This is a genomic window from uncultured Campylobacter sp. (assembly GCF_937997595.1).
Lineage (GTDB): Bacteria > Campylobacterota > Campylobacteria > Campylobacterales > Campylobacteraceae > Campylobacter_B.
On sequence record NZ_CALKTS010000073.1, the window covers coordinates 22456 to 41222 of the forward strand.

Here is an 18767-nt window from a genome sequence, read left to right on the forward strand (position 1 = left end):
CCAGGCGCTAAAATTACGCCGTACGTTCGAATCGTCGCATAATTTTATTTAAGGATTTATATGAAACAACTAATTATCTGCGCTTTGGGTGCGTTTTTGCTGGTCGGTTGCTCCTCAAAAGCCCCGTCTGCCGGCAGCCAGCAAGCGTATGTCTTAAACGATCATGAAGAAGGAATAACTTCGGTGCCGGGAAGCGAGTTTAACCGCCCGCTAATCGCATCGGTAGACGATTACACTGGCACTCGCGCAGGAGGAGACTGCAGCGGATTTATTACCGTGCTAAATGATAAATACGATGATCTATTTTTTAACTCAAAAGATCTGCCGAAATACTTCACAAACGGACGCAAATCCCAAGCAATATATAATTATTACAGCCGTAAAAATTTACTCAGCAATACGCCGCGAGTGGGGGATTTGGTATTTTTTCAAAACACCTTGCGCTCTAACAAAGGCAAGGTCAATAACGAGATCAGCCATATCGGTATCGTGCGTGAGATCTATGCTGATGGTCGCGTGAAATTTGTCCACAATACTCGCGGTAGAAATCAAGCGGACTTCGTAAATTTAAATAAGAAAAACGTCCATGTAGCGGGGCAAAAGATGGAAAATAGCTATATCGTCCGCTGCGGCAAAGACCGCATAAGCTGCCTAGCATCGAATCGCTTCGCAGGGTATGGACGAGTAAATAACTAGAATTTTGAAAATTTTTTTCCGTATTTTTTGAAAAATTTCTTATAACGTTTGGAATTTATTAGATTTTATGGAATTTTGCTAGACCTTTTAAAAATTCGCGGCGGTTTGATTTAGGCTCTAAAATTTCAAGTAAAATGCTGTTATGGTAAGTCAAATTAGCATTATACGAGAATATTTTTGTATTTTATAATCGCGTATTTTTCAATACTAATAAACTTGAACCCTTTGTTTATGTACCAATTATGGCTATGAGATTATACAAGAAGCAACCAATTTAACGCGCAATATAATAAGGATTTAAAATATTTACCCTAAAATTTATTTTGAAATTAATTTAAACTCAAATTTTTGTTATTCTTGGTGAAATTATACTTATAATTATACATAAAATTCTACGAAATAGCTTCATATAGTTGAAATTCCATCGTTATTAAATTTAACGGCATGTTTGTTTTTTAATTTACGTCAGATAAACTTTATAAATTCCAGTAAAGCTTTCAAAAAAGATTTACGGTCTAAATTTTGTTACGAAAATTTTAGTTTAAAGCTTTATATCTAAATTTTAAATTTTAGCGCAGCTATTTGATAAGGCGCTTTCAATTAAAACTATTAGCGAATTTTAATGCTAGCACTTATCCATAAATTTATCTCTAGCCTATAAAATCACACTACGCCTTTAATTTAATAAAAATTTTGCTACTATGCGTGAAAAATTTAAGGAGCTTCATGCAATCAGGCAAATTTACTCTCGCGATCATCGCGGTGAATATCCTATTTTTCGTAATTTCATTCGCATTGGAATATTTTTTCGGCTTTAAGTCCTACCTGTTTTTTGGGCTCAATCCATATTTTTTCGAGGGGATGCCGTGGCAGCTACTAAGTTCATCTTTTATGCACGGCGGAGTGATGCATCTAGCGATGAATATGGCAGTCTTGTATCAATTCGGCGGGATTTTAGAGCGGGCGTTCGGTGGGATAAAATTTACGCTACTTTACATCGTAGGCGGGCTGCTGAGCGGCGCTTTGTGTCTGATTTATATCCGTTATGCCATGAGCATGGGAGAAATCGTCAATATCGTAGGCGCTAGCGGCGCTATCTGTGTGCTTTTAGGCGTGATTGCTTATTTTGATGAACGCAATGCGGGCGGGATTTTTATCGCAATTTTGATAATGAGCTTTGCACCGATGTTAATGGGCGTAAATGTGGCATGGTATGCGCACATAGCGGGATTTGTGGTCGGTTATGGCTTTGGAATGATCCAGAAAAAATTTAGAATTTTGTAGAATTTAACGCTAAATTATACATAAAATTTTATGAAAGGATGCGGATGAAACGGATATATTTTATAAGACATGCCGAGGCGCAAAGCGGCGGCAAAAGCGATTTTGAACGGGCATTAAGCCAAGTGGGCGAACTTTGTGCAAATAAACTTGGAGAAAAGCTGCGTAGCTTGGGACTTATGCCTGATTTGATTATTACAAGTTCGGCTATACGCGCACTCCATACGGCGCAAATTATCGCTAATGCGTTGGATGCGACAAAAAAAATAGCGTTATTGCGAGAGTTATACGACGCAAGCTTATGGGATTTGGCAAAGTTTATTCGCAGCTTGGATGAGATACGATTTTTTGGGTGCAGTGTGAATGTTGAAAAATACAATGCGGTTGGTCTGAGTAGCGAAAAACATCGCGACGCAAACGATGAAAATTCTGCTTTTAAGAGCACTAAAATTCCCGCTAGCATTAGCGAAAATAATGCGCTATCTTGCAATGATGTGGAAATTTCTAGCACAGATGTTATGCGAAATTTTAACGCAGCTAGCGCGGAATGCGTATTTATCGTTGGACATAATCCGACAATAGGCGCAATTTGCTCGCTTTTAGGCGAGAAGGAAGTCGATAAATTCTCTCCTTGCTCGATTTGCGGCTTAGAATTTGACGTTCATAAATTCTCAGATATTACCGATCATAGCGGCAAGATGGTAATGCTGCAATGCCCTTAATTACGCTTTTAACGCTTCATAGTTACAATCGGGCGGCTCGTTGGCGCATTAAAGCTACTTTTTGCCGAGCATTGTCATATACTCGTAAAATAAGACCATATGGCAAAATAGCAAATTATTTTTGAGATAACTTTAAATTTTAAAAAATTTCCAATGATGTGGCTCGCCTTGAAATCGTGGACTAAATGAGTCAGAAAACTAAATTTCATATTTTTAGATGATCGAGTGTTAGCACTTTCGCTTGAAATTCCATTTGCTTTGGAAAATCTTAAGTTTAGATTTTGCGGATGGAAATTTCGTGCTGAAATTTTCTCAAAAACATAAATTTATTGAGAAGAATAAAATTTATTAAGTAAAATTTAATAGTAGTCGTGGTATCATTCCCTAAAAATTTTGATAGGGAATTGATAATGAGACAGTACGAAACATATAGATGCGAAAAATGCGGCGCGGAGGTCGAGGTGCAAAAAGTAGGCGGCGGCGCGCTTAGCTGCTGCGGCGAGCCGATGAAATGCATCACCGAGGATCTGACGCAGGTAAATTTAATGAAGGCATTCGCAGGCGAGTCTCAGGCGCGCAATAAATACGATCTTTACGGCGATTTGGCTAAAGAGGCGGGCTTTCACGCCATCGCGCGACATTTTTATGAGGCTGCCGAAAACGAAAAATGGCACGCCAGAGCCGAGCTAAAGGCACATCATGCGGCTGCCGGCATAGCGCTTGATAAGATGGATAAAAATCTGCTTGATGCTGCCGCCGGCGAGCGCTACGAGCACGAGAGCATGTATCCGAGCTTCGCTAAAATCGCAACCGAAGAGGGCAAAAAAGAGGTAGCGCGCCTTTTTAACGCTATCGGCAAGGTCGAGGAGGAGCACGAGCGCGAATACAACGAGCTTCAAAAGATCCTGCTAGAAGAGGGCTTTTTCGAGAGCTTCGACGAGGAAGTTTGGGTGTGCGAGGTCTGCGGCCACGTTCATCGCGGCAAGAAAGCCCCAGGCGCCTGTCCGCTCTGCAAGGCTCCGCGCGAGTATTTCAAAAAACAAAGGCTCGTTTAATTTTGATGCTTGCGGCACGGCGTTTTTGCGATAGCTTTCGAAGCCGTCGCAAATCTCGTTTATTGTCGCGAACCGATCGCTTAAATATTGGCTTAAAATTTTGCGCGAGATTTCGTCTTTTTGCTCCTTTTTGTCGCGGACTCCGTGGCTAGACGAAATCTCGGGCTAAATTTATTTAGCCTAAACTCCTTTTCTTATCCCCCTAAGAAATGAAATCCTGCTCGCAAGAGCGGGATTTCTGTCGTAAAATAAATCTAAAAATAGTCATGCCGATGATTTTATCTCTTTAAATTTTTAGTGGAAATTTCTATATGATTCTTGCGCTGTTTACGAAGCAAGCTTCGCATCGGTAAATTTCACAGCAAACTTTGGTGGCAGAATCTTTTGTGTCTTTAATTTTAAGGCGAATACGGTGCGATGAGAATTTGAAAGCAAATCAAACTATAAAATTTCGAGGGTTTAAATTTTAAATCAGAAATTCCATCCTTGCGGAATTTGCAGATAAATTTTATATCCGCTACCTCTTAATATGTCGATTATCTTTTGCTTATAAAATCCTCGGATGAAATCCCGTATCGTAAAAATGTAAATTAAATTTTGCACTAAATTTATCCGGAATTTTAGGCGAAATCACATGAGAAAATCTAAAAAGTAAATTATTCTATACTCCAAAAGAATAAAATTTTAGATTTTTTGCAATCAAGCTCTAAGGCTCGCGCGTTAATTTTAAATTTTGCCGAGTTAAATTCTAAAGCTCGCAAGGTAAAATTTTTAGGTTCTGTTATGCTAGTATGAAAAACAAATTTCAGAATTTTTCAAAATAAAATTCTGAAATTCTTGTAAAATATTCCATAAAAAACGATTTTAAAGCCGTCTCAAAACGAGATTTAAAAAATCTCGCTCAAGCAAGCCTCGCGCCGCTGCAAATTTTAAAATTTCACTCCTCGAATTCCTCCGCGACCTTCGCCGCAAGGCGCAGTTTGTCGCTGTCGAAGTGGGTATAGATGCGCGAAGTATTTAGGCTCGCGTGGCCGAGAGCTTCCTGGACGAGTACGAGGTCCTTTTGCTTTTTGTAAAGCATCGTTGCGAAGGTATGTCGCAGCATGTGAGCGCCGTTTTTTTCCTTGCGGATGCCCGCGCTCATTAAAATTTTCTCCACTATGCCGCTGACGTAGGCCTGAGTAAGCGGCGCGCCGTTTTTGGTGACGAAAAGATAGCCCTCTTTGTTGGCGAAGTTCGTCTCCAGCGCGTTTAGATGCTCCTCAATTAGGTGGCGCTTGATCATTACGATGCGGTATTTATTGCCCTTGCCGCGGATTCGGATGACGAAAAGATCGCCCTCGGGCGCGATATCTTTGCGCTTGAGATTTATCGCTTCGCCCACGCGGATGCCCGTATAGACGATGATTTTTACGATTAGGCGGTTGCGATGGGCAAAGGAGCGAAACTCGCTTAGATTTATCGCGTCCAAAAACCGCTTCAGCTCCTCCTCGCTCATAAACTCCGGAAGCTTCGTGCCGCGGCTGCCGCTAATGCCGCCCCAATACTTAAGCTCGATGCCGAAGTTGTGCGAGGTACCGTCCTGCTCGTTTTGGCGGTCGATGAAGCCGAAAAAATTTATCAGCGCGATGCGGTAGTTTTTTTTGCTCGCATCGCTCAGCCCGCCCGTAATCGAGGCTAAAATTTCGCTCAAAAGCTCCTCGTCGATATTTTTCATACTCTCAAGGCCGTACTGCATGATCGCTTCGTAAAATTTTTTAAGCGGATTAAAGTAGGTGTTGATGCCCGTAAGGCCCGCATTTCGCGCATCTTTTGCGAGTCGCTCGAGTTCATTGATGTTTGCTACTTCGTGATTTAGCGCTAGGCTCGCGCGGCGAAACAGCGCGTCGTTTTTCAGCTCCTTATTCGATAACGCGCTTAGCTTGTAGCGCACGAATTTTACGAGCCAAAACAGCAGCGATTTTTCAAAGCTATCCTTATAATCGAGCGGGAATTTCATTTGCTCTCCTCGCTGTCGCCGAAGATCACGAAAGGCAGCATCAGCGTGTTTTTGATGAGATTATACGGCGTTTTTAGCACATCGGTCGCAACGCCGGTCGAGTAGGTAGGCTTTTTCATCGTACCGCGAATCTCGATGATCGTGGAGATCGTGTTGTTTTCGCCTAAGATGATATGATTTAACAGCGGGATTTTTGAGATTATCGAGCTTGCGTCTTTGAGGTATTTAAGCTCCAGATCGATATTCAGCGCACCGCTTTTCATATCCACTTCGCCGTTGCCCGCGATGTCGGCGCTACTGCCAGTAAAGTTCATCGCGTTTATATAAATTTTATCGTCGCTGCGGCGAAAGTAAATTTTGCCCTTCTGCACGCTAAAGCCGCGATCGTTGAAATCGGGTGTCTTAAACGTAAGCAGCGATGGCACCGAGTTTATAAAGCTAAGCAGCCTTTGATAGATGATGTAGTCCTTCAGATAGGTGTTTTGCACGTTGATCTCGCCGCGATAGTTGCGCGGATCGATGCCGCTTGCTTTCAGCGTAAATACCCCTCCGTCGAAGCTCTGCGAGCCCAGGAATTGATTAAGCGCCTCGCCGCTGATGTTTTGCGCAAAAATTTGAAGCAAACTCTTTTTAAAGATCAGCTTCACGTCGCCGCGTTTAAAGCTTGCGTTTAAATTCATATTTTTGCCGTCCAGCACGCCGTTAAAGTGCGTAAATTTAAGCGTCTTATTAAGATCGGATAGCACGATCGCAGAGTTTTGCCCGCTGAAATTTATCGGCGAGCGCTCCTTCGTGCCGCTATTAAACTCGCTAGTTTGCACGCTCGTATTGATCGCGACGTCCACGTCTTTTAAAGAGACGAAGTTGCCGCCTTTGTTGATTTTGAGAGAAATTTTACCGCTTTCGCTAGAGCCGTCCAGATCGCCCCCGCGCACTCTAAGCGCGAAAGAGTCGTTTTTATAATGGCTTCCGTCCTTGTTCAGCAGACCGAAATCAAAGATGAGATTGTTGCTGCTGATATCTAAGTTTGTAAAATCGCTGGTTAAAATTTTAAGATCTCCGCCGCTAATGCCCGCGTTTTTAAGCGTCTTAGAAAAGGGCAAAATTCCGCTAATATCGGGCGAGCTAATCTCGATCCGCTCGCCGAAGCTCATCTTCGCGCCTAAAAATTGCGAGCTCAGCACCGGCGCTTTGCCGCTAAAATCAAGGCTCATATTATCTCGCGCGTCACCAAATTTTAAAATTTCTTTGCCGTTCGGGGAGAGATTAAAGCTATGGATTGTGCCGTTAAATTTAGCTTTGCGCGTGGCGATATCGATACTGCCGCTTGCAGTGGCGTTAAAAATTTCATTTTGCAGATTCGCGTCTTTGATGTCGATCTTTTTTTCTGTGATATGCACCCGCGCGGCTTTGGAGTGAAATTTCGCTTTGGAGATCATCAGATCGGCGTCTTTTAGCGTCACGTTCGCATCGACCTTGGCGCTTTCCTTTTCGACGTCCACGTCTATCAGCACGCGCGCATCGATCCCGCCGCTCAGCGGATATACGGGCTCATTTATGCCGTAGCTTTGCAAAATATCTACAAGGTCTTTGCCCAAACTCTCTTTAGTTCGCAGATCCAGATATACGATCGGCCTCTCTTCAAAGAGCCCGCCGATACGCACGCCGCTTCCCTCCAGGCTTTTGCCTTTAAATTTAGGCTCATTCAGCGTGAAATTTAGAAAATCGTTTTTAAGCGTGATGTTGGCGTCTTTTACCGTTACGGCTTCGATTTGCGGTTGAAATTTTATCGTAAGATCCTGCGCGTAGGCTGTAGCGCTAACGTTTTCGGCGATCGGGCGCGGATCTTTCAGATCGACTTTGGCATGCAGATTTTCGATGTAGTAGTTTTGCGCGACCGCCTTGCCGTAGATCCACTCGTTCGCAAGGGGATTTAGCCCAGTAAGTGCGCCCAGCTCATTCATAAAATTTTTCAGACTCAAGGCCGAAGCGCGGTTTATCTCGATATTTAGCTCCGAGCCGATGTTATGCACGTCAAGCTCGCCCGCAATCTCGTGCGAAGCGAAGGTGCCGTTAAAATCATACGTATCAGCTCTGAAATTTGCTCGCGCCGTGCCGTGCAGAGTGAGATTAAAATCATTTAGTTCAAGCTCGATCGGATCGAAGCTAAGTCCGTTTGAGCCAGGCGTGATCTTTGAGCTTAGCCTAAAAAACCGCGTGTCGGCGTAAAAAACGTCGCTTTTGTATTTTAGTTTCAGGCTTTCGCCTTTGATCTTTAAATTTTGCACGTCGATCTCTTCGAAAAAGGAGTTGATGAGCGAGATTTTTTTGCTAAATTCTAAAATTTTCTCGCTTTGCGTGCGCAGATCGGTGGAATTTTGCTCTAAATTTTGTGTATTATTTTGCGTAATTTCAAGATTTTTGATGCGCAGTACGAGACTTTTATTTAGCTTGAGATAAAACCCTTCAAGCTTTGCAAAGCCCACGTCCAGCTGCGAAATCGCAATACCGTGCTTTAGGCCTACCGCGCAGATTATAAAAAGTATGGTTATGCACAAAAAAAATCTAGCCAAAGTTCTAAACATCATCGCCTCATCAAAAAACTCCGCCCCAAAACCAAATCGGGCGTGCCGAAAAACTACGCTTATAATATGAAATTTATTCAAAATTTTGGCTTATTTGCCTATAATTTCAGCTAAATTTTGAAAGGAACGCATGAAATTCTTTATAAAGCTCATCAAAGCGGCGTGCATTTGTATCGAGCTTGCGGCTATCGTCCTTTTGGCCGTAGGCTTTGATCTGCACGAGCGCGTCGGCAACGCGACAACCGTGCAGATAGGACAAGGCAGCTCAACGAAAATTTTATCCGAACTCTCAAAGAGCTATCCAAAATTTAGTAAATTCGACGCGAGGCTACTTTCTTTTTACGGCGGCGCAAAAACCGGCGAGCTGGAGCTTAGCGGCGAAAATTTGCCCAAATATCAATTTTTGTATGAGTTAAGCGTCGCAAAGCCCGTGATGAACGAGATTAAGCTGATCCCGGGAGAGACTACGATCGTGTTTTTAAAACAGCTGGCGAAAGATCGCGGGCTAAGCTTTAGCGAGCTTGAGCGCGAATACAACGCCACGGCGCCGTTTTACGAGGGCTTTTTGATCCCCGAAACCTATAAAATTAGCAAAAACGAAAGCGAAAAAAATATCATCGACCACCTTGTTTCAAGCGCACAAAAATTCCACGAAGGATTGTCGCGCGAGCTTAGCGGCGACTATAACGCCACGGCGTGGAAGCAGGTGTTGATCAAGGCCTCGGTCATTCAAAAAGAGGCCGCAAACGCAGATGAGATGCCGCTCGTAGCCTCCGTCATCGACAACCGCTTAGCCAAAAATATGCGCCTTCAGATGGACGGCACGCTGAATTACGGCGAGTTTTCGCACGTCAAGATCACTCCGCAGCGCATCCGCACCGACACCAGCCACTACAACACCTACCTCAACGACGGACTTCCGAAAGAACCGGTATGCGTGGTCTCTCGCGATGCGATACGCGCCGTTTTCGCGCCCGCAAAGAGCGAATACCTCTATTTTATGCGAAATAAAAAAACGGGACTTCACGATTTTGCGCGCACGCAAGCCGAGCACGAGCGCAACGTAAAGGCGCAGAGGTAAAATTTAAGGCCGTTTCGGCATTAAATTTAAAAACGAGATTTCGTCTTTAAATTTTAAAATTTAACCCCCGCAGTTATAAAAATGCGGATCGATATTTGGGAGATAACAATGAAAATAGCGATATTCGGCGCAGGAAACATCGGCGCAGCGGTAGCGAACGATCTTATCGTAAGCGATTCTTTGAGCCAAAAGATATACAGCATCGCGCTTGTGGATGCCGTAGAGCGGATCGCGAGCGGCAAGGCTTTAGATCTAGCCCATACGGCGGCGGTTTATGAGCGCGACCTGCGTATAAGCGGCAGCACGGAGCCTAGCGATATAGCGGACGCAGGCATCGTCGTGATCACGGCGGGGCGCGCAAGAAAGGCGGGACAGAGCAGGGAGGAGTTGTTTGGCAGCAACGCCGCCATCGTCGCGCAATGCGCGCGAGATGCCGCAAAATACGCGCCCGGCTCCATCATCATCGTCGTAACCAATCCACTTGATATGATGGTCTATGCGGCGCTGCAGGCTAGCGGGTTTGCAAAAGAGCGCGTCATCGGCATGGCGGGCGAGCTAGACGGCGCGCGGCTTAAATTTGAACTCGCTCGCGCGAGTGGCAAGGAAATTTCATCGATGAGAAGCGCGATCGTAGGCCCGCATAGCGAAGAGATGATCGCGCTTAAAAACGAGCTGGGATTTGAAATTTCGGATGAAATTTTTGGTCGCGCGGTACAAAATACCAAACGCGCCGGCGCGCAGATCGGCGAGCTACTGGGCACGTCGGCGTATTTGGCGCCCGCTGCGGGCATCGTAAAGATCATAAAATACATCCTTTTTGATACTTGCGGCACGCTCGCCTGCTGCGTCGCGGATGGATCGGGGGTGCCTTTGGGGCGCTTCGTAAGCGTCGGCAAAATGGGCGCGATAGAGAGAAATTTCGCCTACTCGGGCGAGTTTTACAAGCAGCTCGAACGGATGCGTGAGCGGATAGCGGAGCTAAAGTTTTAGTGGAAATAGAGCGAATTCAGCGCGATGCGGAAGCGGGATTCGTAGATTTAAAATTTCAAAGCGCAGGATTCTTGCAATAGAATTTTGCGGCATTAAATTTCACTTCGGCAAGAAATTTAAGCTCGCGGAATTGTGTAGCGTAAAATTTCATTCGCTGCGGAATTTTAAAATTTGTGCAATTTTGCTCGCTGTGAAATTTCGTAGATTAAAATTTTACTTTGACGTAGAATTCCGCGTGACGTAAAATTTTTAAACGCCACAAAATTTTAAAATTTAAACTCTGCAAAATTTAAAAACGAGAGGACTTTAATGCGATCAAAGCAGGCTTGCGCCGCAAAATTTCAATAAATTGCGAAGCTGGATTTGGTGCGGATTTTGATAAATTAAGGAGAAAATATGAGCGAAAATGAGAGCCAGCGCGCCGTCTGGACGGATGAGAGCCGCTGTAAGGCGTGCAACATCTGCGTAAGCGTCTGTCCTAGCGGCGCGATCGCGATGAGACAGGACGAGGGCGCCGTGCAGGGCATGATGATCGACGTGGTGGATGAGGGCGCCTGTATCGGCTGTAGGGAGTGCGAGTTGCACTGCCCTGATTTTGCGATTTTCGTCGCGCCCAAGGGCTTTAAATTCGCTCGTCTAAGCTCGCAGGCTAGAGAGATGGCTGAAAAGATCAAAAACAATAATTTTATGAAACCCAAGGACGCATAATGAGAGAGGTAATTTCCACAGGCAACGCCTTAATTGCGCGTGCGGCGATTGATTGTGGCTGTAATTTTTTCGGCGGCTACCCGATCACGCCGAGCAGCGAGATCGCGCACGAGATGAGTCGCTTGCTACCTAAGGTCGGAGGTAAATTTATCCAGATGGAAGATGAAATTTCGGGCATTTCTGTAGCTTTGGGCGCATCTATGAGCGGTGCGAAGGCGATGACGGCAAGCTCCGGTCCTGGAATTTCGCTAAAATCAGAGCAGATTGGACTTGGCTTTATCGCTGAAATTCCGCTTTTAATCGTAAATGTTATGCGCGGAGGTCCTAGCACCGGGCTTCCTACGAGAGTGGCGCAGGGCGATATTTTGCAAGCTCACAACCCCACTCACGGCGATTTTCAAAGCATCGCGCTGTGTCCGGGCTCGCTAAAGGAGGCTTATACGCAAACCGTGCGCGCCTTCAATTTAGCCGAGCGGTTTATGACGCCGGTATTTTTGCTACTTGATGAGACGCTTGGGCATATGCAGGCTAAGGCGATGCTCCCTGAAATTTCGGATCTAAAAATCGAGCGCAGGGCGGAATTTAAAGGTAGTCCGAAAGATTATGAGCCCTACGATGCTGCGCCGGATAAGCCTGCGGTGCTAAATCCCTTTTTTAGGGGATACCACTATCACATAACGGGGCTTCATCACGGCGCGAAGGGCTTTCCGACCGAAAACGAGCAGATCGTGCATCGCTCTATAAAAAGGCTTTTTAATAAAATTTCGGCGCATGAAGATGAGATCGTGCAATACGAGGAATTTATGCTAGATGACGCTGATGCTTGCATCATCGCCTACGGCAGCGTTAGCTTAGCAGCAAAAGACGCGATTTTAAAGCTACGTGGGCAAGGCGTGCGTGTGGGGCTTTTTCGCCCGATCACGCTGTGGCCAAGCCCAGCGCGCAAGCTAAGGGAGCTAGGGGAGAGATTTAATAAAATTTTGATCGCCGAGCTAAATTTAGGGCAGTATCTGCTAGAGGTGCAGCGCGCTTGCTTGAGGGATGATTTTAAGACGCTTCTTAAGGCAAACGGCAGGCCGATCAGCCCTAGCGAGATTATCGAGAAAGTAAAGGAGCTTTAAATGGCGTTTGATTACGATAAATATCTAAGAACGGACAAGATGCCTACACTTTGGTGCTGGGGCTGCGGCGACGGAGTAATCTTAAAAGCGATCATCCGCGCGATTGACCGCATAGGCTGGAGTATGGACGATGTGTGTGTGGTAAGCGGTATCGGCTGTAGTGGCAGGATGTCGAGTTACATAGACTGCAATACCGTCCATACGACGCACGGACGTGCGATAGCTTATGCTACGGGTATCAAGCTCGCAAATCCCGATAAGCACGTAATAGTAGTCACTGGCGATGGCGACGGGCTTGCGATAGGGGGCAATCACACGATCCATGGATGCCGCCGCAATATCGATCTAAATCATATCTTAGTAAACAATTTCATCTACGGGCTTACGAACTCGCAGACGAGTCCTACGACACCGCGCGGGTTTTGGACGGTTACGGCACAATACGGCAATGTCGATCCCAGCTTTGATGCGGCAAAGCTTGCGATTGCCGCTGGGGCAACTTTTGTCGGACGCGAGAGCGTGACAAATCCAGAAAAAATCGAGCGACTTTTGGCTAAGGGCTTTGAGCACGAGGGTTATAGTTTTTTTGATATTTTTAGCAACTGCCACGTAAATTTGGGTCGTAAAAATAAAATGAGCGAGGCAGTGCAAATGCTAAAGTGGCTTGATTCGCGCACGATTTCCAAAACAAAATTTGACGCTCTTAGCGAGGATGAGCGAGCGGGGCTATTTCCGCTTGGAGTTTTGCACGAAGATAATGAGCGCACCGAATACACAAAGGCGTATCAAAAGGTGATAGACGCGGCACAAAGCGGCGAAGCGATAAATTTTGAAGGACTAAGATGAATCAATTAAGATTTGTGGGAGTGGGCGGTCAAGGAGTGATCTTAGCGGGTGAAATTCTAGCTGCGGCAAAGATCGCGCACGGCGGCTATGGAATCAAGGCATCTACGTATACCTCTCAGGTACGTGGCGGACCTACGAAAGTGGATATTATCTTAAGCGATGAAGAAATTCTATATCCTTACGCGAGCGAGGGCGAGATCGATTTCATGCTCGCAACGGCGCAGAGTAGCTACGATGCTTTCAAAAATGGCGTGAAAAAAGACGGCGTGATCGTAATTGAGCCGAATTTAGTAGCACCGAGCGATGAGGATAGGGCAAGCTTTAAAATTTATGAAATTCCAATCATCACCATCGCAAAATACGAAGTTGGGAATGTCATCACTCAAAGTGTCGTGGCTCTAGCGATCGCAGTAGGGCTTAGCCGCTGCATGGACTCAGGGCTCGTAAAAGAGCAAATGCTCCGCTCTGTGCCTGAAAAAACCCGTGCGCTAAATGAAAAGGCGTATGATTTGGGGATGAAATACGCGAGAGAGGTTTTGGAGACGGAGTAAAATTTTATGGCAGCGAAACGATAGAAGCAGGCGGTAATATTCTAGCGGCTTTATTCTTGCTTTTTTTTGCGAAGTGCATCAGCTATAAGGATGAAATTTATCGCGTTGTTAAAATTTTTATTTTGGTACAAGTATACTCATCGCTTTTCTTAAAGGATTGCACTCGCTATCGCTTAGGCAAATTTCTAATTGCTCCTTTATTTTGCAGGAAAAATCCTTCTTGTCGCTGTTTTTTCCGTAACAAACCTTGTCAAAGTAACCGATAGCCATATGTATATTTCCGCCGTAAAATATTTCATTCCCTGCTAGCAAAAAGCAATAATACATCATGTCTGCCTCGCAAGCTTTCTTTAATGCTGAAACGGAATCTTTATATCTACCCATTGTAACCAAAAGCACCGCGCCGAGCGATCCGCAGCTTTCGTAATCTCCGCTATCGCACTTTTTGGATAAAATTTCGACCAGTTTCGTGCATGCGCTATATTTTCCATCGCCGCTATCACACTCTAAATTTAGCTCTTTTTCCTCCCAAGTTTTGAAAAAGCTCGAATCCATGGGTCTTGCTGCACTCGAGTATATTGAAAATATTAAAGCCAAAACTATAAATTTAATTTTCTGCATTTTCTCTCCTATTTAGATTTTGATATATAAAGCGGCTTTTTAAACAATATCATCTTACGCTTTTTAACAAAATTCTTGCTTTTTTTATAGGATTACACTCGCTGTCATTTAGGCACTTTTTCAATTCCTCGTTTATCTTGCACGCTTCGTTTTTAAACAGGCTATTTGCTGCTTCACATGTCTTACCAAGATATTTAACTACCGAATTTATATCTCCGCCATAGTGCATTTCGGTTACACTTACCATATAGCAGTAAGTTACTACGCCGGCCTCACAAGCTTTTTTATAAGCGGAGGCGGAGTCTTCATATCTATTGGAGTCGAAAAGCGCTATGCCGAGCGATCCACAGCTTTCATAATCTCCGCCGTCGCACTTTTTAGATAAAATTTCGACCAGTTTCGTGCATGCGCTATATTTTCCGTTGCCGCTATCGCAAGCAATCGCTAAATCTTTTTCCTCTTGCGTCTCTAAATGATCTACGCTTACCTTTGCCGCAGCAGGGATCACTGCAAATGCCATTATAAACGTAAGTGCTGAAATTTTAAGATAGAATTTTTTCATTGCCGCTCCATGTTTTTAAGCGGCGATTATATATTAAAGTATTTTAGCGGGCTCTTAAAATTTTGCATAGTTAAAATTTCGATCGCCCGCAAATTTTAGCGGCACCGTTTTCAAAAGCCGCGCCGCTTCGGGATTTAAAACGCCGCTTTTAAATTTTTAAACATGGCGGTAAAATTTTAAAATTTCACCGTAAGCTTTGCGGCTTTAAATTTAACATACCGAGTTCTGTTAGCATCCAGAGTTTGGCTGCACCCGCGTTTCGCCGCCCGTGTGGATCAGCAGAGCCTTGCCGCGTCTAAATCTGCACGGCGGATCGGCTTGCACGGATGAGTATTCCTTGCCGTTTAGCTTGTAGATGATGTTGGAGCCTTGCACCGTTTTTTGGGAGTTTTGGATCGCATCTCCGGCGACCGCGCCCACTACCGCGCCGCCTACTAGCCCCACGGTCTCAGCTAAGCGCCTGCTGCTGCTATGTTTGCCGAGCTTATGCCCGATGATGGCGCCCGTAGTGCCGCCCGCGACGCCGCCTAAAATTTTACCCGTATTGCCCTCGGAGCGCTCTACGTTGATTTTGGCGGGCAGGACATCCACGATCTCGATCCGATCGCTCTGTCTCATGCGGTTCGTCTCGCTCGCGTCATAAATATCTCCGCCGTATCGATCCTGCGGGGTCGCGCAGCCGCAAAGCGCGATCGCGGCGATCAAACATAATGTAAAATTTCGCATATCCTCTCCTTGTAATGAGCTTGGCGACATTATACTGCGGGTTTTTATACGAGCGGTTAAGCGGCGGCGTTAAAATTTACCGGCTCGCTGCCGCTTAAAATTAGCTGGATACGAGGCATCGCGCTATATCTGGGCGCCTTATAAAATTTTTATTTCACTCAAAATTTATCTTATTTTGTTAGAATCATTCTTATTTTTAAGGAGAGAAAATGAAAAAACTATTAGTTTACGCCACCAAAGGCGGCGACACGAAAGTCGTGAGCGAATACATCGCTTCAAAGCTCGGCTTTGAGATCAAGGAGGCCAAAGAGCTTGGCGAGGAGGATTTGGCGGGCGCTGGCGCGTTTATTTTTGCAGCTTCGACGCACGGCGACGGACAGATCCAGGCTAAATTTGACGACAAATTGGAGCTTTTAAACAAAACTGATTTTGACGGACGCAAGGTCGCGCTAGTCGGCGTCGGTAACATCGAGCGCCACGGCAGCGATTTTTGCAGCGGTATGAGTGCGTTTTTGCCGGTGCTTAAAAAGGCCGATCTCATCGGCGCTTGGGGCGCAGAGGGATATAAATTTAAACATTCGCGCGCCTTCATAAACGGCAAATTCGTAGGTCTTACGATCGATTTTAAGGGCGACGAGCACTGGCAGGCGAGGGCTGATAAATGGATCGCCGCGGTTAAAGGCGAGTTTTAAATATTTCAGCTTTTGCGCGACCGAGCGAGCTTTGGGCTCATCGAGCCTAAAGCTCGTTAAATTTCCCCATTAAATTTCACGCTTTGCTTGAAAGCGGCGCCCTCTTAAATTTTTACTCGTTGCGCTGTTAGAATTTCCACCGCATCCAAGCTTCACGAGCTCATGCTGCTAAAATTTTATCGCTAGCGGAGGCTGTAAATTTCAACTCGTCGCGCGAGTAGCTATGGGTGCCGCGATAAAATTTAATTCGCGGCAACTTACGCGCTATTCGTGTAATAAACGATAAATTCCGCCTGCGATGCTTGATGTCGCTAGCGCGACAAAATTTCGCTTTCGTGACAAAATTTCGCCCGCAGTGCTAGTATGCTGCCCGCACGTTAAAATTCCACGCTCCGCTTGAAAGCGGAGCCTCCGCATTAAAATTTTAAAATTTTTAGTTCAAAAAGTCGCTGTATTTTACAAGTCGTGCCGCTTAAAATCGCGCGGATAGGATGAAATTTTATCCTCCCAAGCCCAATTCTACTCGTGCGGCGGTCAATTCAATACGGCAAATTTAATGCGATCGATTTATAAAATCACCGCCCGAACTTCAAATATCAGCGCCGCATTAGAAAAGTTATTTTATAATAACCGCATATCAAAATTTAAGGCGATCTATGAAGAGGCTTCTATTTTTCGTCGTTTTTGCGCTGACCGCCCTCGCTGCGGCGATCTACTTCAATCTCGATAGGCGCGAAGAGGTCGCGCACAAGGCCTACGGCATCATCGACATCAGGCAGAGCTCGCTTAGCTTCGAGCGCAGCGGCCGCATTAGCGCGCTTTATCGCGACGAGGGCGATTTCGTGCAGGCTGGCGATGTTTTGGCAGCTCTGGATACGGCGAATCTGAGCTATCAAAGACGTATTCAGATCGCGAGATGCGACGGGCTTAAATTTAGCTTGCAAAAGCTGCAAAGCGGCTTTCGTAGCGAGGAGATCGAGATGGCAGCGGCGAACGTAAGCGCGCTGCAAAACGCCCTACAGCTCGCTACTTTGACGAACGAGCGCCTAAAAAGCCTAGGCAAAACCAACTCCGCGTCCAAGCAGCAGATCGACGAGGCGTTTTATTCTATGAAGCGCACGCAAGCTCAGCTGCAAAGCGCGCAGGCTAATCTGCGTCAGCTTCAAAGCGGCTACCGCGGCGAGGATGTCGGCGCCGCCCGCGCAAATTTGGCAAGCTGCGAGGAAAATTTAAAATATCTGAACTACCAAATCGAGACGCAAAGCGTGCTAAAAGCGCCATTTAGCGGGCAGATCAGAGCGCGCCTTAAGGAGCTCGGCGACATCAGCATACCAAGCGTGGGCGTTTTTGAGCTCAGCGAAGTAAAAAACAAGCGCGCGAAATTTTATTTGAGCGAAAATCAGCTTCGCTTCCTGCGTGCCGGGCAGAGCGTGCGGATCATCGCCGCAGACGGCTCTAGCGCGAGCGCAAAGGTCGCCTACGTGAGCCAAACCGCGATGTACACGCCCCGCACAGTGCAGACCGAGGAGCTACGCGCAGATCTAGTGTGGGAGGCGCGCGCCGATTTTAGCGACGAAGATGGGCAGTTTCGCTTAGGTCAGCCGATCAGCGTGGAATTTTAACGGGCGAGCGTCGCGAGTGAAATTTTAATGCACGAGTGAAATTTAGCGCGCGGGCGGCACTTTGGAGACTGCGGGCAAAATTTGGATAGCAGAGCCCATCGTCCGACAAATTTTACGCAACGCCGCGCAAGCCGTGCATACGGCGTGAGCCTGATGAAATTTTAAAAGCGCGCTTCGAGGCGGAATTTAGACGGCGCCTGTTCGACAGAGCAGGGCGATAAATTTTCGTCGCGCCTAAAATAGATCGTCTCGGCGGCGAGTAAAATTTTGGCGAAATTTTGGCGCAAAGCAGTGCGAGTTAAATTTAAAATTTGCGGCTCGGAAACGAGTACAAGCAGGGTGGCATAGCGGGTAACGGGCTTTGTTTCTAGCAGACCATTTTGCGATAAACGAGCAGCGGAACCGAGCGCGGACGGCAGTAAAATTTTACTACGAAACAAACGGCGCGATTAAATACCGATTGTGCGCGACGGTGAAATTTTACCCCAAAGGACGCGGTAGTTGAAGTTGGTACTATGCTAAGGAAAGCTGGGACTAGGTAAAATTTCGTCAAAAGACATGGCGGCAGTAAATTTTACCCCGAAAGGCAGGCGGAAGTGAAATTTTGCCCAAAAGGTGCGGCGGCGGTAAAATCTCACCGAAAGAAACGCTGCGCAGATAGAGAGCTCGGCGCTTATAGGTCGCCAGGTGTTTGAAAACTCGCTTTCATTTGCGTTTTGAAGCGAATTTATCGCGGATACTTACGGGCTGCTTCATGTTTTAAAGACCGCCCCGCTCATGCGCGTTGTGTGCGCATCGTTAGCGGCGCGGCTAGTCGATGCGATATGCACGCGCTCAAGACCGGATCGGGCGTCGCGCGGAATATTCGGCGCGAGCCGTAGGCAACGCCGATCGTGCGGGCACGCAAAA

Annotated in this window: 19 protein-coding genes; 12 read left to right on the forward strand and 7 right to left on the reverse strand. The window is 46.0% G+C overall.

The annotated features are described in order from the left end of the window. Positions 1 to 60 precede the first annotated feature (60 nt). The 4 genes from Q0614_RS02475 (at position 61) to Q0614_RS02490 (ending at position 3754) form a co-directional block, all read left to right on the forward strand. Positions 61 to 696 carry an NlpC/P60 family protein gene (locus tag Q0614_RS02475; protein ID WP_005870540.1) on the forward strand — a complete coding sequence of 212 codons (636 nt, stop codon included), beginning with the start codon at positions 61 to 63 and terminating at the stop codon, positions 694 to 696. 726 nt (positions 697 to 1422) lie between these two features. After that, a complete protein-coding gene (locus Q0614_RS02480; protein ID WP_298786309.1) occupies positions 1423 to 1980 on the forward strand; it encodes a rhomboid family intramembrane serine protease in 558 nt (185 codons plus the stop codon). A 44-nt stretch (positions 1981 to 2024) separates the two neighbouring features. After that, the gene (locus Q0614_RS02485; RefSeq protein WP_298786311.1) at positions 2025 to 2699 is read left to right on the forward strand and encodes a histidine phosphatase family protein; all 675 of its coding nucleotides are present in this window, start codon (positions 2025 to 2027) and stop codon (positions 2697 to 2699) included. 410 nt (positions 2700 to 3109) lie between these two features. Beyond that, on the forward strand, positions 3110 to 3754 hold the full coding sequence (locus Q0614_RS02490) for a ferritin family protein (RefSeq protein WP_298786312.1): 645 nt from the start codon (positions 3110 to 3112) through the stop codon (positions 3752 to 3754). Positions 3755 to 4225: 471 nt separating this feature from the next. Here Q0614_RS02490 and Q0614_RS02495 read toward each other — a convergent pair whose 3' ends face one another. From Q0614_RS02495 to Q0614_RS02505, 3 genes are all read right to left on the reverse strand, one after another. Beyond that, positions 4226 to 4357, reverse strand: coding sequence for a hypothetical protein (locus tag Q0614_RS02495; RefSeq protein ID WP_298786313.1), 132 nt, complete (start codon positions 4355 to 4357; stop codon positions 4226 to 4228). Between the two features lie 334 nt (positions 4358 to 4691). Beyond that, positions 4692 to 5753 (reverse strand): tyrosine-type recombinase/integrase, encoded by a 1062-nt coding sequence (locus tag Q0614_RS02500; protein WP_298103034.1) that lies wholly within the window; start codon positions 5751 to 5753, stop codon positions 4692 to 4694. Next, positions 5750 to 8419, reverse strand: a complete 2670-nt coding sequence (locus Q0614_RS02505) for an AsmA-like C-terminal domain-containing protein (protein WP_298786315.1) — start codon at positions 8417 to 8419, stop codon at positions 5750 to 5752. The genes Q0614_RS02500 and Q0614_RS02505 overlap by 4 nt, the downstream gene beginning before the upstream one ends. A 49-nt stretch (positions 8420 to 8468) precedes the next feature. Here Q0614_RS02505 and mltG point away from each other — a divergent pair, with 49 nt between their 5' ends. The 6 genes from mltG (at position 8469) to Q0614_RS02535 (ending at position 13635) form a co-directional block, all read left to right on the forward strand. Then, positions 8469 to 9419 carry an endolytic transglycosylase MltG gene (gene mltG, locus Q0614_RS02510; RefSeq protein WP_298786316.1) on the forward strand — a complete coding sequence of 317 codons (951 nt, stop codon included), beginning with the start codon at positions 8469 to 8471 and terminating at the stop codon, positions 9417 to 9419. Between the two features lie 108 nt (positions 9420 to 9527). Then, complete coding sequence (locus tag Q0614_RS02515; RefSeq protein WP_298786317.1) at positions 9528 to 10409, forward strand: malate dehydrogenase; 882 nt, start codon at positions 9528 to 9530, stop codon at positions 10407 to 10409. A gap of 396 nt (positions 10410 to 10805) precedes the next feature. Next, entirely contained in the window at positions 10806 to 11117 is a 312-nt protein-coding gene (locus tag Q0614_RS02520; RefSeq protein WP_177388316.1) for a 4Fe-4S binding protein, read from the forward strand. Then, complete coding sequence (locus Q0614_RS02525; RefSeq protein WP_298786318.1) at positions 11117 to 12238, forward strand: 2-oxoglutarate synthase subunit alpha; 1122 nt, start codon at positions 11117 to 11119, stop codon at positions 12236 to 12238. The genes Q0614_RS02520 and Q0614_RS02525 overlap by 1 nt, the downstream gene beginning before the upstream one ends. Continuing rightward, positions 12239 to 13084 (forward strand): 2-oxoglutarate ferredoxin oxidoreductase subunit beta, encoded by an 846-nt coding sequence (locus Q0614_RS02530; protein WP_298786319.1) that lies wholly within the window; start codon positions 12239 to 12241, stop codon positions 13082 to 13084. Then, positions 13081 to 13635: a 2-oxoacid:acceptor oxidoreductase family protein gene (locus Q0614_RS02535; RefSeq protein WP_297949406.1), complete on the forward strand. Its 555-nt coding sequence runs from the start codon at positions 13081 to 13083 to the stop codon at positions 13633 to 13635. Before Q0614_RS02530 ends, Q0614_RS02535 begins: the two co-directional genes overlap by 4 nt. Positions 13636 to 13752: 117 nt before the next feature. On the opposite strand, the gene Q0614_RS02540 is transcribed toward Q0614_RS02535, so the two are convergent. The 3 genes from Q0614_RS02540 to Q0614_RS02550 all read right to left on the reverse strand — a co-directional run bounded on the left by Q0614_RS02540 (position 13753) and on the right by Q0614_RS02550 (position 15544). Further along, positions 13753 to 14256, reverse strand: coding sequence for a hypothetical protein (locus tag Q0614_RS02540; RefSeq protein WP_298786322.1), 504 nt, complete (start codon positions 14254 to 14256; stop codon positions 13753 to 13755). A 49-nt stretch (positions 14257 to 14305) separates the two neighbouring features. Then, the gene (locus Q0614_RS02545) at positions 14306 to 14818 is read right to left on the reverse strand and encodes a hypothetical protein (RefSeq protein ID WP_298786324.1); all 513 of its coding nucleotides are present in this window, start codon (positions 14816 to 14818) and stop codon (positions 14306 to 14308) included. A gap of 228 nt (positions 14819 to 15046) precedes the next feature. Next, a complete protein-coding gene (locus Q0614_RS02550; protein WP_298786326.1) occupies positions 15047 to 15544 on the reverse strand; it encodes a hypothetical protein in 498 nt (165 codons plus the stop codon). Between the two features lie 209 nt (positions 15545 to 15753). Between Q0614_RS02550 and Q0614_RS02555 the strand changes: the two genes are divergently transcribed. Then, the gene (locus Q0614_RS02555; RefSeq protein WP_298786329.1) at positions 15754 to 16236 is read left to right on the forward strand and encodes a flavodoxin domain-containing protein; all 483 of its coding nucleotides are present in this window, start codon (positions 15754 to 15756) and stop codon (positions 16234 to 16236) included. A gap of 656 nt (positions 16237 to 16892) precedes the next feature. Further along, complete coding sequence (locus tag Q0614_RS02560; protein ID WP_298786331.1) at positions 16893 to 17858, forward strand: HlyD family efflux transporter periplasmic adaptor subunit; 966 nt, start codon at positions 16893 to 16895, stop codon at positions 17856 to 17858. 161 nt (positions 17859 to 18019) lie between these two features. Here the strand turns inward: Q0614_RS02560 and Q0614_RS02565 are convergent, their stop codons facing one another. Continuing rightward, entirely contained in the window at positions 18020 to 18298 is a 279-nt protein-coding gene (locus Q0614_RS02565) for a hypothetical protein (RefSeq protein WP_298786333.1), read from the reverse strand. Between the last annotated feature and the right edge of the window lie 469 nt (positions 18299 to 18767).

Bases quoted from the DNA above. Each gene is read 5' to 3' on its own strand.
- Q0614_RS02560 (WP_298786331.1), top strand. From the start codon at position 16,893: ATGAAGAGGCTTCTATTTTTCGTCGTTTTTGCGCTGACCGCCCTCGCT.
- Q0614_RS02515 (WP_298786317.1), top strand. From the start codon at position 9,528: ATGAAAATAGCGATATTCGGCGCAGGAAACATCGGCGCAGCGGTAGCG.
- Q0614_RS02530 (WP_298786319.1), top strand. From the start codon at position 12,239: ATGGCGTTTGATTACGATAAATATCTAAGAACGGACAAGATGCCTACA.
- Q0614_RS02520 (WP_177388316.1), top strand. From the start codon at position 10,806: ATGAGCGAAAATGAGAGCCAGCGCGCCGTCTGGACGGATGAGAGCCGC.
- Q0614_RS02550 (WP_298786326.1), bottom strand. From the start codon at position 15,544: ATGCGAAATTTTACATTATGTTTGATCGCCGCGATCGCGCTTTGCGGC.
- Q0614_RS02535 (WP_297949406.1), top strand. From the start codon at position 13,081: ATGAATCAATTAAGATTTGTGGGAGTGGGCGGTCAAGGAGTGATCTTA.
- Q0614_RS02475 (WP_005870540.1), top strand. From the start codon at position 61: ATGAAACAACTAATTATCTGCGCTTTGGGTGCGTTTTTGCTGGTCGGT.
- Q0614_RS02525 (WP_298786318.1), top strand. From the start codon at position 11,117: ATGAGAGAGGTAATTTCCACAGGCAACGCCTTAATTGCGCGTGCGGCG.
- mltG (WP_298786316.1), top strand. From the start codon at position 8,469: ATGAAATTCTTTATAAAGCTCATCAAAGCGGCGTGCATTTGTATCGAG.
- Q0614_RS02480 (WP_298786309.1), top strand. From the start codon at position 1,423: ATGCAATCAGGCAAATTTACTCTCGCGATCATCGCGGTGAATATCCTA.
- Q0614_RS02555 (WP_298786329.1), top strand. From the start codon at position 15,754: ATGAAAAAACTATTAGTTTACGCCACCAAAGGCGGCGACACGAAAGTC.
- Q0614_RS02485 (WP_298786311.1), top strand. From the start codon at position 2,025: ATGAAACGGATATATTTTATAAGACATGCCGAGGCGCAAAGCGGCGGC.
- Q0614_RS02540 (WP_298786322.1), bottom strand. From the start codon at position 14,256: ATGCAGAAAATTAAATTTATAGTTTTGGCTTTAATATTTTCAATATAC.
- Q0614_RS02545 (WP_298786324.1), bottom strand. From the start codon at position 14,818: ATGAAAAAATTCTATCTTAAAATTTCAGCACTTACGTTTATAATGGCA.
- Q0614_RS02490 (WP_298786312.1), top strand. From the start codon at position 3,110: ATGAGACAGTACGAAACATATAGATGCGAAAAATGCGGCGCGGAGGTC.
- Q0614_RS02500 (WP_298103034.1), bottom strand. From the start codon at position 5,753: ATGAAATTCCCGCTCGATTATAAGGATAGCTTTGAAAAATCGCTGCTG.